The organism is Flavicella sp. IMCC45668 (assembly GCF_057219105.1).
In genome coordinates this window covers 2,803,497-2,818,877 of sequence record NZ_CM170114.1, presented here as the reverse complement: position 1 = coordinate 2,818,877, position 15,381 = coordinate 2,803,497, and the positions used below count along the sequence as shown (strand labels likewise).

General features: G+C 34.4%; 6 protein-coding genes. 3 read left to right on the top strand and 3 right to left on the bottom strand.

What is annotated here, in order from left to right; genetic code table 11:
* Positions 1 to 12: 12 nt before the first annotated feature.
* Both AC2DZ0_RS11520 and uxaC read right to left on the bottom strand, forming a co-directional pair.
* The gene (locus AC2DZ0_RS11520) at positions 13 to 2,865 is read right to left on the bottom strand and encodes a glycoside hydrolase family 2 TIM barrel-domain containing protein (RefSeq protein ID WP_484641897.1); all 2,853 of its coding nucleotides are present in this window, start codon (positions 2,863 to 2,865) and stop codon (positions 13 to 15) included.
* A gap of 7 nt (positions 2,866 to 2,872) precedes the next feature.
* Positions 2,873 to 4,276 (bottom strand): glucuronate isomerase, encoded by a 1,404-nt coding sequence (gene uxaC / locus AC2DZ0_RS11515; RefSeq protein ID WP_484641896.1) that lies wholly within the window; start codon positions 4,274 to 4,276, stop codon positions 2,873 to 2,875.
* A 201-nt stretch (positions 4,277 to 4,477) separates the two neighbouring features.
* Here uxaC and AC2DZ0_RS11510 point away from each other — a divergent pair, with 201 nt between their 5' ends.
* Positions 4,478 to 5,629, top strand: a complete 1,152-nt coding sequence (locus tag AC2DZ0_RS11510; RefSeq protein WP_484641894.1) for a hypothetical protein — start codon at positions 4,478 to 4,480, stop codon at positions 5,627 to 5,629.
* 65 nt (positions 5,630 to 5,694) lie between these two features.
* Here the strand turns inward: AC2DZ0_RS11510 and AC2DZ0_RS11505 are convergent, their stop codons facing one another.
* Positions 5,695 to 9,975, bottom strand: a complete 4,281-nt coding sequence (locus AC2DZ0_RS11505) for a two-component regulator propeller domain-containing protein (RefSeq protein WP_484641893.1) — start codon at positions 9,973 to 9,975, stop codon at positions 5,695 to 5,697.
* A 405-nt stretch (positions 9,976 to 10,380) separates the two neighbouring features.
* Here AC2DZ0_RS11505 and AC2DZ0_RS11500 point away from each other — a divergent pair, with 405 nt between their 5' ends.
* Both AC2DZ0_RS11500 and AC2DZ0_RS11495 read left to right on the top strand, forming a co-directional pair.
* Positions 10,381 to 13,476: a SusC/RagA family TonB-linked outer membrane protein gene (locus AC2DZ0_RS11500; protein WP_484641891.1), complete on the top strand. Its 3,096-nt coding sequence runs from the start codon at positions 10,381 to 10,383 to the stop codon at positions 13,474 to 13,476.
* A 56-nt stretch (positions 13,477 to 13,532) separates the two neighbouring features.
* On the top strand, positions 13,533 to 15,356 hold the full coding sequence (locus AC2DZ0_RS11495; protein WP_484641890.1) for a RagB/SusD family nutrient uptake outer membrane protein: 1,824 nt from the start codon (positions 13,533 to 13,535) through the stop codon (positions 15,354 to 15,356).
* Positions 15,357 to 15,381 lie beyond the last annotated feature (25 nt).

The following is a 15,381-nucleotide window of genomic DNA, read 5'->3' as shown; positions in this document are numbered from 1 at the left end:
TCTTTTAGTGATCTAGTTAAAATCGAAAGTCAAGTCTAGTACAATTGGTTCATCATCATTACCAAAATAGTGTTCATTATTTCCGTGCGGTCCTGTACTTTCTGAAAAATCAAATTTAGTTCCCATTCCAGGAATATTCATTACAAAAGAAATATCTCCTTCTGGAAAAGAGGGGTGAATTTTCTCTTTCTGCGCACCTGACTTATTAATTTTTGGTTCTTCAGGCGTTAACATTCTTAAATAAGTATGCGGTGTTCTACAATACACTGTAAATCCATTATTATGATTTCCTTTTATGGTAGACCAATACAAACTTGAAAAGAACCCTTTAAACTCTGGATATACAAATTCATCCTCACCTGCTTGTCCGGTTACAGTATTGTTATAATCATTTTCCCAGACTTGAAAACGTGTTCCTTTGATTCTATTTCTCCAAACTCTATAAGGTCCATCTCCCAACCATTTCATTCCAGCTACTTCCTCCTCAGGAAAAGAAAAAGTAATTCCTCTATACCCCTTTAGGTTTCTAAACCCTTTAAATTCAACCCTTACATCTAACAAACCATTAGAATGTACAGTCCATTTTACAATATCAGATCTCTTTTCCTTTATGGTAGACCATGATGGTGATCTGCTAGATTCTTCAAAAATTGTCAATATTTCAACTTTGTCTTTTAATGATTTTACGGAGACGCTTTTGATTTTTGATTTTTGATTTAAAATAAAAGGTCCGTTGTTTAAAGGAATAATTTGAGTTCCATTTGTAACCTTTTTTAAAATTCCATTTTCTTCAGAAAATTCATATTGGAACTCTCCAGCTCTGACACTAATAATACCGTCTTTAGTTTTAGTGTTTATTTTACCAGTTTTTGAATAATCAACTTTATCTGCATTCAATTCTTTGGGTCTTGCTACTGGATAACTCCAAGTAAAAATCTCCCTACCCTTTGCATCCACGGCTGTTAAATGTAGCGCATCAGCATTTTGCCAATTTTTAGGCTTTTCAATTGTAAATTTTCCTTTTGAACCAGGATCTAAACTTGGCAGCACCACATTACTCTTAGCAATTAATTTCTCTTTCCCTCCTTTTGGACCTTCAAATTCGATCCACTTTGCCGTCATTGTACAAGCCTCTAAATTGGTGTAGTGATATCTATTTTCTAATCTAAAAACCCCATTAAAATCTTCATTGATAAAACGATCTTCAATATAAATTGGTGACCATATTTCTTTAACGGTAAAATAGCTAGCTTCCTTCTCTCCATATGGGCCTACAATACCATCTGCTGCTTTGTTACCTTGAAGATCTATTTCATTATTCCTATCCGTTCTTTCAATCCCTTCATCTGCAAAATCCCATAAAAAACCTCCTGCACTTAAAGGCAAATTCCACATTTTCTCCCAATAATCTTGTAAACCTGCACCATGTCCTCCATCATACAATCCATGTAAGAATTCAGTAGGAAACAAAATTTTATCTTTAGTATAAGAATCATTGACCAGTGAATGATAATGACTGTAGTGAATTGTGTTTGTTTTTTTATAGATACTCCATGGATGAATCACTTCTCGTTTTTGAATATCCCAAAGCGCATAATCTCCGTCCACTTCTGGATTCCATCCCTGTTCATTTCCATTTGCCCACAATAAAATTGAAGGATGATTCACATCTCTTACAACAGTTTCCTTTACAATTTTACGCGCAACTTCAGTGTCTAACATTGGATTATGCCAAGTACAAATTTCATCAATCACAAATAAGCCTATGGAATCACAAACTTCTAAAAAATGAACATCAGGCGGATAGTGCGACATTCTCACCGCATTCATATTCATATCTTTCATCATTTGAACATGCTTTATGCTAATTGCTTTAGAGGTTGTTCTTCCTGTTTTAGGATGAAAAGCATGTCTATTGATACCCTTGAACTTAATTCGTTCTCCATTTACATAGATCCCATCGCCTTTAAGTATTTCAACCGTTCTAAATCCAATTCTTTTGTTAGAGATATGAATCAATTTGCCTTTTTTGCTCAACAATCTAAACTCCAATTCATACAAATTTGGGTGTTCTGGATTCCAAGATTTTATATCCTTCGCATGAGTACTAATATGCCATTTCCCTGATTCTTTTTCTATCTTATCAATTGACAACTCTTCAATTTTATTCCCTTGAAGATCCAACAAAGAAACCGCTACAGAATTTGTTTTTTTTGAGTTCACAAACAAATCCGCTGTAATATCTCCATTCGCTTTTGCATCAATTGCCAAACGTTGTATGTTTTCTTTCGGAGCTATTGTTAAATAAACAGGTCTGTATATCCCACCAAATATCCAAAAATCTGCAACTCTCTCAGCATGATTAACAGATGCATTGGCAGATATTTTGTTTACTTTAACTTCTAATACATTTTGTTTTCCAAATTTTAAAAATTTATGGATGTCGTACTTAAATTCATAGAAAGATCCTTGATGAATTTCTCCAGCCAACTTTCCATTTATTTTTACCTCAGCATCCGTCATTACACCTTCAAAAACAATTTTAACATCTTTCTTTTTCCAATCCTCTGGAACCAAAAAAGAATGCTTGTACAATCCGTGCTCTTTCGCTCTGTCTTCTACTTTATCTGTACCATAATTATAAGCTCCAAAACCTTGTTGCTCCCAACAAGAAGGCACTTCTATCTTTGTCCATACTCCACTTTTTCTTCCCTCAGAACAAAAAAAATCCCAAGCAACAGTAGCATCGCTTCCAGTACCTGATAAATATTTAATTTCCGATTCCTGCGCATTCACTGAACTTTGTACAAACAAATGAAATGATACAAGGCAAAAAATGAATCTTTTTAGATTTAAAAATTTCATGCTTTTTTTAATTAAAATTAAAATAATTCTTAGCGTTATAATAACTGATATCCTCTACCATTTTTTGTAACAATTCCATATCCTTAGGAATCATTCCTTTGGCAACATCATTCCCCAATAAGTTACATAAAATCCTTCTAAAATATTCATGTCTTGAATAAGACAAAAAGCTACGAGAATCCGTTAACATTCCAATAAACCTGCTGAGTAAACCTAAATTAGAGAGTGAATTCATTTGATCTTCCATGCCAGATTTCTGGTCTAAAAACCACCAACCCGAACCAAATTGAATTTTACCTGGAACCGAACCGTCTTGAAAGTTCCCAATCATCGTTGCAACAACATCATTATGGGCAGGATTCAAATTATAAATAATGGTTTTAGCCAATTGATCTGTCTTATCAAGGGTATTTAAAAATTTTGACATCGAAGCAGCCACACTGATATCATGAATGGAATCAAAACCCGTATCTGGACCTAATTTTTCTAACAATCGACTGTTATTATTTCTTATCGCTCCATAGTGGTATTGTTGCGTCCAATCTTTTTTATGATCCATCAATCCAAATTCATACAACATTGCCGATTTAAATTTTCGTACTTCATTTTCCTGCAAATCAATACCAGACCTTACTTTAAAGAAAATTGTTTTTATTTCCTTTACATCATAATCATCTGCATAAAACTCTTCAATTCCGTGATCTGATAATCGACAACCTACTTTATCAAAAAAGTCATGACGCTTCAAAAGGGCCTCCATAAGATTTTCAAAAGTTACAATGGGAACCTCAGCAACAACTCCCAACGTATCTATATAATTATTGTACTCCTCTGTATTTTCAACAGCCATGGCCTTATCTGGCCTCCATGTTGGGAGTACTTTGGTTTTACAATCACTATTTGCAATTTCAATATGGTATTCTAATGAATCGATAGGATCATCGGTAGTGCACACCAACTCCACTTTCATCATCTGCATCAGACCCTGTGGACGATAGGCATCTGTCGCTAATTTTTTATTTACCAATTCCCAAACTTCCTCAGCAGTATCTTCATTAAGCACTCCTTCATAACCAAAAAAAGATTTCAACTCCATATGTGTCCAATGATACAAGGGATTTCTTAAGGTATAAGGTACTGTAGCCGCCCACTTTTTAAATTTCTGAAAGTCCTCAGCATCACCAGTACAATAGTTTTCAGCAACGCCATTCGTTCTCATACTTCTCCATTTATAATGATCTCCATCTAACCACAAATGCGTTAAGTTTCTAAACTTTTTATTTTCTGCAATGGTTTTTGGATCCAAATGACAATGATAATCTATGATTGGCATCTGAGAGGCATTCTTATGAAACAGTAGCTGAGCTTCCTCTGTTTCTAAGATAAAATTTTCATGTAAAAAGGTATTCATTGTTAGGTGTATTTAGGTAACTATTTAAATCTTAAAATCTCTATAGAATTAGAGCTTCCATAGAGTAGCTTTGTAAGATTTGTTCTTCAAATGTAGCTATCTAACATTCTTTTTTTAACTTTAACGCAGCTTTAACGGTACCTATAACGGTTAATGCACCGCATAAAACCCCTTTAAATCAAAGGAAAACAGAAACCATACATGGAACTCGGAAAATCTAAAAAACAGGAAATCGTTTCAAAAATCAGAAACAGCAATACCCTAAAAAATGCTCCAACAAGTAGCGCTTTGTTGCAATACTTACATGAAGCAACCCTTAAAAATATAGAATTAAAGGAAGGGGTAATTGATATAGAGTTTTTTGGCAACAAGGACATTTCTGAAAAAAACAACCCTCGAGTTCGTGTGAATGTTTACAACCTTAGAAAAAAACTAATCGCATATTATCAAAACGAAGGAAAGCAGGACACCTGGAAATTGGCCATTGAAAAAGGACAGTATAAAATTAGTTTCGTAAAAACAGAGAAAGAAGTAAACCCAATAAAAAATATCAACTGGAAACTTACCCTTCCCTACCTTGGTTTGTTGGGCGCCGTGATAGTGATTCTTCTTATATCAAAAACCCCTACCGCACCGGTGATGTGGAAGAATTTTCTAGATGACAACCAGCAAACAAATCTATACATAGGAGATCATTTTGGAATAGCCGGAAATACCATCACAGGAGAAAGAGGATGGACACGAGATTTTAACATCAATAACACGAAAGATTTTTACCAACTGATAGATGACAAACCAGAATTGAAAGGAAAAATAAACCCCGCTAGTTATAGTTACAGTACAAGAATGAGCGCTTTGGCTACACAAAAAATTCAAGAATTATTTCAGATGCACAACAACCGTTTTGAAATCAGATTCTCAACCCAGACTACCATTCCTGAGATAAAAGAAAGCAACGCTATTTATGTTGGACCTTCTAAAAACAAAAACCAATTTTTAACCTTTTTCAACGAAGCCAACCCTTATTGCAAAATCCTTGACAACACATTACATATTAGTGGACTGACAGCAGCTGAAAATAAAAGTTACTCGTTTAACTCACAAAACACACAAGAAGAATATGCCTTGGTTTCTAAGTACACGAGTATTGGTAACAAAGAACACTTTGTATTCTTTTCGCAACACGATATTGGAGTAAGTGCCACAGTGGCTTATTTCACAAATTTGGATAGTATTTCAAAATTTGAAAAGGAATATTTACAAACAAGTAAACATTTTACGGCCATTTATAAAGTAAAAGGACTCAACAGAACAGATACTGATTTGAAACTATTGCAGGTGATTGCTTTTTAAAACAGAACAAAAAAAAGCTTGAAAATTAATTTCAAGCCTTTTTTTATATCACTATACTTTTTCTCCTATGCTTGGAAAGTATCGCCTTTTCCTTCGGTTGCTCCTGCATCTCCTTTGATTTGTTTCAAATACTCACTCGGTATCAATCCAAATTGTTTTCTAAAGCATTTAGAAAAATAGGATGCTGTATTAAAACCAGTCATATACATGATTTCCTTTACCGCTAAATCTGAATCTGTAAGCAGCTGCATCGCTCGTTTTAATCTAATATTCCTAATAAACTCACTTGAAGACAAACCTGTTAATTCTTTAATTTTCAGATAAAAATGACTTCTACTCAAATACATTTCTTTCACTAAAAACTCTACACTAAACTCGGTATCCATCATATGTTTTTCTACCACTCCAATGGCACGTTGCAAGAAATCTTCATCAGTAGATGTTACCGTTACTTCTGTTGGTTGTAGTGTAATCTCTCTATTAAATCTCTTTCTTAACTCTTGACGATACTTTAAGGTATTTTGCAGTTTCAAGTGCAAGAGCTCCATATCAAAAGGTTTTCTAATATAAGCATCTGCCCCTGTTTTTAATCCCTGTATCTCTGACTCCTGAGACATTTTTGCCGTTAACATTATCACCGGAATATGACTCGTCTCTTGCGTTGTTTTTAAACTTTTACAAAATTCAACACCATCCATTACCGGCATCATCAAATCTGTAATAATAATATTAGGAGTTACTTTTTTTGCTATTTCAAAACCTTGCTCTCCATTTTCTGCTTCATAAATATAATAGCTTTCCCCTAACCCTTGCTTGATAAACAATCGGATATCTTGATTGTCATCAACAATTAACAATACAGGAAGTTTAGACCTTGACCTATTGATATTCGAATCAACAATTTCATCCATAACATCTATTGCCTGAGATTCTGCATCCTCTTGGCTAATAAAACTATCCGTCTCAAAATCTTGTTGAAAACTAACTCCTTTTTTATCTAAATAGGCAGCTTTATCTTTTGGCAACCATACATAGAAACACGTTCCATCATCGCTATTACTCTTTACACTAATTACCCCTTGATGCAATTCTACCAAGTTTTTTGTGAAAGACAAACCAATACCTGAACCTTTCATGTTCATTTTTAGTTTATCTACTTCCATATAAAAACGTTCAAAAACATGATTAATTCTATGTGCAGGTATTCCTGGGCCAGAATCTTGAACTTTGATTAAAACGTAGTCTTTTAATTCCAGTCCTTTTGACATTTCGTACAATTCTGGGTATTGATCTGCCTCAGCAACTTCCAAAGAAATCTCTCCTTCTTCTGGTGTAAACTTAAATGCATTTGACAACAAATTATTCACCACCTTTTCCAAGGCATCAGAATCAAACCAGCTGATAATGGTAGCTTCTTTGTTTACTACTTTAAAATTGATATTCTTTTTTGTTCCTAAAAACTGAAACGGCTCGCCAACCTCTTTTAAGAAAGCCACTATATTTCCTTTGGCTATATTCAAATCAAGCTTTCCTCTATCCATTTTTCTAAAGTCAATCAACTGATTCACCAAACGCAGTAAATACCCGGTGTTCTTTTTCATTAGATTGTATTGAACACGTGCTTCTTTAGGTGTAATTTTATCGCCCTGTTTTAACAAATAATCTAAAGGACCATTGATTAAGGTTAACGGAGTTCTAAACTCATGCGAAATATTTGTAAAAAACTCTAACTTCAGCTTATGAATTTCTTCTTTCTTCTCCTTTTCAAGATGCTCTAACTCTAGGTCGTATTTTTTTGTAGTTTTAATAATTGTAAAACGCCTAAAAGCAAATAACAATCCTAAAACACACAACAAGTAAAAAATCTTAGCAAAACTTGTTTTCCAAATAGGCGGAATCACCTTAATTTTTAATTCCACCGGAGTGGTGTCCCAAACTCCATCATTATTAGAAGATTTTACCTTCAACACATAGGAACCTGGTTCTAAATTAGTATACGTTGCGTATCTATTTTCTGAAGTGGTATACAACCATTTTTTATTAAACCCCTCTAATTTATAGGCATAGGTGTTTTTGTTAGAGGCAGCATAATGCAATGCTGCAAATTCAAAAGAAAAACTATTTTCATTATGCAATAATTCAATTTCATCAACCTCATTGATAGATTTATCAATAACAACTCTACCATTGATTTCCTCTCCAATTTTTACCGATTTATTAAAAATTAAAAAATCCGTTAATACTGTTTGTGCATTGATATTATTACTTTTTATTTCTTCTGGATAAAAAGAATTAAAACCATTTACACCTCCAAAAATAAACTCGCCAGATTTTCGAACCACACAGGCCAACTCTCCAAACTCATCACTTTGCAACCCATCATTTACATCATAATTTTTGAAAATCTCATGTTCTGTATCAAACCTAGAAATTCCTCGATTGGTTGAAACCCAAAGATTTCCTTGTTTGTCTTCTAAGATTCCTTTGATCACATTATTAGGCAAGCCATGTAATGTAGAATACCTTTTGAAATGGGCAGGACTTGACTCTGTAGCAGGTACAAATTTATTCAATCCTCCGCCAAAAGTTCCAATCCACATTTCTCCTTTAGAACTTTCATATAAGGTTAGTATATAATTATGACTGATACTTGTTGAATCCTTTCTACTATTTTTATAAACTACAAATTTTGGATTTCGTGCAACGGCCTCTTCTCTAGTCAACATATTCAGACCGTCACCCGTTGCGAACCAAACATTTCCAAAATGATCTTCATAGATATCTCTTACAATATTATTAGAAATACTTTTCTCCTGATTATCATTTTTAAAAAGTATATCCTTCTTAAACTCTCCCTCACTTCCTGAGGACAGCCATCTTCTTACCCCTCCATTATAAGTACCAATCCATAAATTCAATTTGCTATCCTGTAATACAGAAAACACCGTACTTGTGACTTCTTTCACGGGTTCAAAAACTAACTCTGATACTGCCTTTTCTTCTGTAACATCTACCATAAACAGGTTTGGCGTAGATTGCCCACCTACCAATACCTTATCCCTTCCTCCAATAGTCGCATTTTCAATAGTGAAGGCAGTTACAAAATCTTGTCCATATTCAAATTTATTATAAACTCCATCATCATGTATTCTCGACAGAATATCTAAACCTCCTCCCTCGGTACCGACCCAAAGAAACCCATTTTTATCCTCTTGAATCGATCGAATTTTATTACTACTCAAACTTCCTGACTCACCGGTTTTTAAAAAATGTTGAAATTGTTTTTTATGCGGATCGTATTTATTAATTCCAGCTCCATAAGTACCAACCCACAAAATCCCAGTATCATCAATAAACAAAGACTTCACACTGTTTGAACTTAAACTTCTTCTTTGGTTTGGGTCATTTTTAAAAAAGTTTACAAGAACTGGCTTTACTCCATCGTCTAAAGTTTTGAATTGCATCAATCCTCTATTGGTAGCCGCCCAGATATATTCTTTATCAACTACAATATCTGTAAAATTACCCCAATAGACCTTCATAGCCTTTTTAGAATACCCTCTTTTTGAAACTATAAAAATATTATTATGCGTCCCTAAAATTAAATTTCCATATTGATCCTCACTCAAACATCTCACTCCAGATTCCGGTATTCCTAAAAAAACATTATACCATTGAAAATATTTATGACCATCTTTATCACTTTCTAATTTATGAACCCCTTTTGCACTGGCCACCCAAATTTGTTTATGACTATCCTCAAAAATTTGAGAAATATGCGTTCCGTTCCAAACATCAAAAACTTTATCTTTATTTAAATTACAATGAATAAACTTGGCCTTATCCAAAGGCGTATTTAAGTCTAGCATATCAATACCAACGGCGGTTGTAATCCAAAGTCTATTTTCAGAATCAATTAGAATAGAAGTGATATAATCATTAGACAAACTGTTTTCATCATCTTTATCATTGATAAAATGTATAAACTCCTCAGTTTGAGAATCAAAATAATTGATACCATTTCCTGTGGTAGCAATCCAAAGACCTCCTTTAGAATCTCCAATAATTTTCCATATCAAATTACTGTTGATACTCTTCTCATTTGACAAATCGGGTGTAAACACCGTAAACTCATATCCATCATATCTGTTCAGCCCATCATGAGTTCCGAACCACATATACCCTTTATCATCTTGATAAATGGCATTTACATCATTTTGTGACAAACCGTCTCGAGTGGTCAACTTATCAAAAATCACAGAATTTTGCGCTTCTAGACCACAAAAGAAAAGAATACAGATGCTTGTAATGAAGTAGAACTTTGATTTAGTATTTAATATTCTCATAATCTAATAGTAGCTAAGGTTCCAATTAACATCTGATTAAAAAATCAAAAAACAGATTTTTTTTGGAAGATACTTTGTAATTTAAGAAAAATCTAGAAAAAACAAATGTAGTTTGATTTTTTTCAAAGTTCACTCATTGACAATAAATTAAGAGAAAGAGAAATAAAAAAAAACACGACAAATGGTTCTTTAATTTTTCTAAAAAATCAAACATAAAACCAATAGAAAAACAAACCAACCCAACAACAAACCATCTCAAATAACTGATTTACTGATTTTTAACACACAAAACCAATATTAAAACCACGATTAAAAATTGGATTTGTTTCCCCGATAAAATCATTTGTTTCCCTAACCAGGAGCAAAAATCTAAATATTTGTAGTCTAATCTTAAAACTAATCAATATGAAATTCAAATTACTTGTTAATTGGAAACTCAAAGCTTTTTTTATAACATGCCTGTTATTAATTAGCTTTGGTACAATTCAAGCACAAACGATCTCCGTTACCGGAATTGTTACAGGAGACGGGGAGCCACTACCCGGTGTTAGTGTTCTTGTCAAGGGAACATCAAACGGTACTGTAACTGATTTTGATGGTAACTACTCACTAAAAACCGATGCCAACAGCACTTTATTAATTAGCTACATAGGTTTTATTGCACAGGAAGTTCCCCTAAAAGGACAAGCGGTTGTAAACGTAGAACTTGTTTCTGACGTTGCAGCATTAGAAGAGGTAGTGGTTATTGGATACGGTACACAGAAAAAAAAGGAAGTAACTGGGGCAGTTGCAAGAATTGAATCTGAAACTTTAATCGAATCTTCTACGGCAGATTTAGGTACTGCGTTACAAGGACAAATTGCAGGGGTTACCGTAACTGCTAGTGACGGTCAACCAGGATCTGAATCAAATATTATTATTCGTGGAATAAGCTCCATTGAAGCTAGTAGTTCTCCTTTATATATTGTAGATGGGATTCCTTTTGAAAGTGACCCTAAATTAAGTTTAAGCGAAATTGAAACTATTGATGTTTTAAAAGATGCTGCTTCTGCAGCCATTTACGGAACACGTGGAGCAGCTGGAGTAATCTTAATTACCACTAAAAAAGGTCAAATGGGACAAATGAATATCAATGCAGATAGTTATTACGGTATTCAAAACATCACTTCTGGTCTTCCTTTGGTAAACTTTGAAGAAGATTTATATGTAAAATTCTTATCTGCTGCTGCTAATAACGGAACACATTATAACAACACTTGGACCCCTTTAGAACAAGGAGTGGAACAATTTACAAACAACACAAACTTGTTGGAGGTAATGCAGCAAAACTTTGCTCCTATTCAAAACCACGGATTACGTATTTCTGGAGGAAAAGATGGATTGGCATATAGTATTACAGGGAATTACTTTAGCCAAGATGGTATTATCATTAACTCTGGTTATGAAAGAATTAACGTTAGAGCAAATACTCAATTTTCTAAAGGGAAATGGAAAATTGATACAGGTATGGGATTCCGTATCGAAGAACAACAATATGCGGCTTGGGGATTATTAACCGATGCCTATAAATACCACCCACACCAACAAGAGATTGACCCAAATGCAACTACAGTTCAAACACCAGGAGGTGGAGATCAAAATGAGACAATCAACTTGAGTAACATTTCTACCAAACTTCAACAAACAGATGTAAGAAATGGAGAAAGCTTAAACGCAAACATCACGGCTAATTATAAAATCAATAATGCCTTTAGGTTTACTACAAGATTTGGTATGGCTTACACAAACAATACACGTGTTCGTATCAATCCTCTTTTTGAAGTATTTAATGAAGATGGAGACCCAGTACCGGTACAGCAAAGATCAGGTGCTTGGAACCAAAGTGATAGATCCGAAAAAGCAACATGGGAAAACTTCATTAACTATAACAAAAGTTTTGGAAGTCATAATGTAAAAGTTTTGGCTTTATATTCTGCTGAAAGATACAACTACACATCATTTTTTGCGAGTAAAAAAGACTTTTTCAGCAATGACATTACCACCCTTGAAGGAGCTTTAAGAGATGCTGATGCTGGAACAGGAAATAAATGGACTCAAGATAAAACGAACACACTACTTGGTGCATTGGTAAGATTCCAATACAATTACAAAGGAAAATACCTTTTAAGCTTAAGTGCAAGACGTGATGGTTCTTCTAGATTTGCTCCAGAAAATAGATACAAAACATTCCCTTCTGTTTCCTTAGGATGGAACGTATCTGATGAAACTTTTTGGCAACCTGCTAAATACATTGTAAACTCATTCAAAGTAAGAGCAAGTCATGGTACCACCGGTAACCAAGGAATTTTAGATTACAGTTACCAACCAACAATTACCTTAAATCAAGATTACGTTTTTGGTCCTGAGCAAGGAGACAACCTTGTTTTGGGTGCAACTCAATTAGCCTATAAGAACAGATTTACGCAATGGGAAACATCTATTCAAGATAATATTGGTATCGACTTCGGTTTTCTTAAAAACCAAATTACTTTAAGTACAGATATCTACAAAACAGTAAAACAAGACATGCTATTCCCTCTATTAGTTCCGCCTACTACAGGGGTTTGGCCAAACGACAAAACCGTTACCTTAAATACGGGTGATATGGAAAATAAAGGTGTAGAAATCGCAATGAACTATCGTCATAAAGGTAAATTCAATTGGAATGTTGGAGTAACATACACCAAAAACAAAAATACGATCACAAAAATGAGCGGTACTAATAAAATCGCTTATCTAGACGGAAGTAATGTAGCAGATAACAATAACGAGGATTTAGTTTCTGTGATTGCTGAAGGCTATGAAGCAGGGGCGTTCTTTTTAGTTAAAACGGATGGAATTATCTCAAGTGCTGAAGAGTTAGCTGACTACCAAGCAAATGTCAATCCAACTGCTAAAATTGGAGATTTAAAAATGATTGACGCGAATGGAGATGGTACAATCAGTATCGATGATCGTCAATATGCTGGAAGTGGAACTCCTGACTATAATATTGGTTTGAACTTCAATGCAAATTATAAAGGTTTTGATTTTTCTATGCAATGGTATGGTTCTTTTGGGGCTGAATTAATGAATGGTAGTGCAGCTTTTGCATATAAATACGCTACGCATAAAGATTTAGTATATCAATGGACTCCAAACAACACCGCTTCTACTATTCCTGTAAACCGCGGAAGAGATCATGACAACTACAGAGGGTTCACTGATTATTGGTTAGAAGATGGATCTTACATTCGTTTACGTAACGTAAATGTTGGATACACGATACCTAAAAAGGTTACGGAATCAATAGGTGTAACAAAGTTAAGACTTTATGTTGCGGCTCAAAATCCATTGACTTTTACGAAATATACTGGATTTGACCCAGAAATTGGAGGTAACAACCTTGCTACTCGAGGAATTGACAGAGGTAGTTATCCTATCACATCTCAATACAGATTAGGAATTCAATTCGACTTTTAAAATAGAAGAACCTAATGAGAGAAAAAAAAATTAAGAGTAATAAAATATTTTCAACCATGAAAAATACACATATACACAAAATAGCAATTGTCTTGATGGCTATCTTGACGCTTACTGCTTGTAGTGACGATTTTCTTGAACAAGTGAATCCAAATCAACTATCTACTGCAAGTTTTTGGAAAAACAGAAACGATTTAGACATTGGTCTGATCGCTGTCTATAGCTCCCTTAAAAGCGGAAACATTATCCGAATGACAGATGAGAATAACAGAACAGACTTGACATACCCTGGGTTTGGTAGACCTAACCCAACCAACGAGTATTACTTGCAGACATTTAATAACTCTTCTGATGCTCCTAACAGTAAATGGCAATTTCTTTACCAAGGAATTTTTAGAGCAAATCAGGTAATTATTGCTGCTGAACGTCTAAAAGGAACTCATCCAAATGCTACTGAAGAAGCCGCTGCCAACTATATTTTGGCTCAAGCAAGAGGACTAAGAGGATTGTTCTATTTTTACTTGCACAACTCTTTTAACAATGGTTCTGTAGTAATTTTTGACTTTGTTCCTGAAAAAGAATCAGACTTCTTTCAACCTTTAAGTTCAGCTAGTGCTGTGGAGGCATTTTACTTACAAGATTTAGAATTCGCCTACAATAACTTACCAGAATCATGGGACACTGCAAACCTAGGAAGATTTACTTCTGGTGCAGCGGCGGCACTTATTGGTAAAAGTTATTTATACGCAGATAATTATACCGAAGCACAAAACTGGTTTGGAAAAGTAATTAATGAATTCAGCTATAGTTTAACTCCTAACATTGGAAGTAACTTTACTACCATGGATGAGTTCAATTCTGAATCAATCTTGGAAATTGCTTACTCTCTTAACTACAAAGATGAAATTGACCCATATTCTGGAGAGCAAATTTCAAGTGTAAACAATTTCTTGGTAAGTCCAGTTGGTGGTTGGAGAACCGTAATACCAGCATGTTGGTTAACAATGGCCTACAAACAAGATCCTCTGGATCCTACTGACCTAAGAAATCAAGTAAGTGATGGAGCTGGTGGAACTACTTTAAGAAAATACTCTCTAAGAGCTTCTTATTCTATTGCCTTACCCGATGATGAAGATCTATATTACTATATCGGAGATGTCACTCAAGATGATGGAAGTAAGGTTACGCAAGGATTGACCCCTGCTCAGTCAGCTCCTTTCAACAACAAAGAATATGCCTATTTCAGAAAATACACGAACTGGGATTTTGCTGAAAGTGAAAGAACTATTTCTGCAGCGACACCTCGTTCTGGTGTAAATGTTAGATTGATTCGTTTGGCAGATGTTTATTTAATGTACGCAGAATCAATTTTAATGAATGATGGATCTGTGGATGAAGCATTGATTTACGTAAACAGAGTTAGAAAACGTTCTGGGTTACAACTACTAGGTATTGATGGTACAGGAGAATACCCAACTAGCTTACACGATAATATTGCGCATACAACAGGAAAAAACGGAACTCTTATGCAACATTTAGTGTATACGGAAAGACCTTTAGAATTATCAATTGAAGGAAATGCTATCAGACATATTGATTTGAGAAGATGGGTTGAGAATGGTACGATTAACAAAACTATGAATGACTACTTCTTAGAACTATCTCAAAAAGAATACTACGTAACAAACCACACCTATACTACAGCTGAAAACAAACCAGGGACTAAATGGGGAGCAGTATTACAAAATGATGGCGGTGCAGCAGCAGATGAAAACTTTAAAGAATTTCATCTTTCTGCCCAAAACTATATTAAAGAAGCTCACGCTTATTGGCCAATACCAAATAGTGAGATTACGGCAAATCCTAAATTAAATGAATAACCAACAAAAAGGATATTCTATTAAT

Excerpts from the sequence above, each read along its gene's own strand:
- AC2DZ0_RS11500 (WP_484641891.1), top strand. The coding sequence starts at position 10,381 with ATGAAATTCAAATTACTTGTTAATTGGAAACTCAAAGCTTTTTTTATA.
- AC2DZ0_RS11510 (WP_484641894.1), top strand. The coding sequence starts at position 4,478 with ATGGAACTCGGAAAATCTAAAAAACAGGAAATCGTTTCAAAAATCAGA.
- uxaC (WP_484641896.1), bottom strand. The coding sequence starts at position 4,276 with ATGAATACCTTTTTACATGAAAATTTTATCTTAGAAACAGAGGAAGCT.
- AC2DZ0_RS11505 (WP_484641893.1), bottom strand. The coding sequence starts at position 9,975 with ATGAGAATATTAAATACTAAATCAAAGTTCTACTTCATTACAAGCATC.
- AC2DZ0_RS11495 (WP_484641890.1), top strand. The coding sequence starts at position 13,533 with ATGAAAAATACACATATACACAAAATAGCAATTGTCTTGATGGCTATC.
- AC2DZ0_RS11520 (WP_484641897.1), bottom strand. The coding sequence starts at position 2,865 with ATGAAATTTTTAAATCTAAAAAGATTCATTTTTTGCCTTGTATCATTT.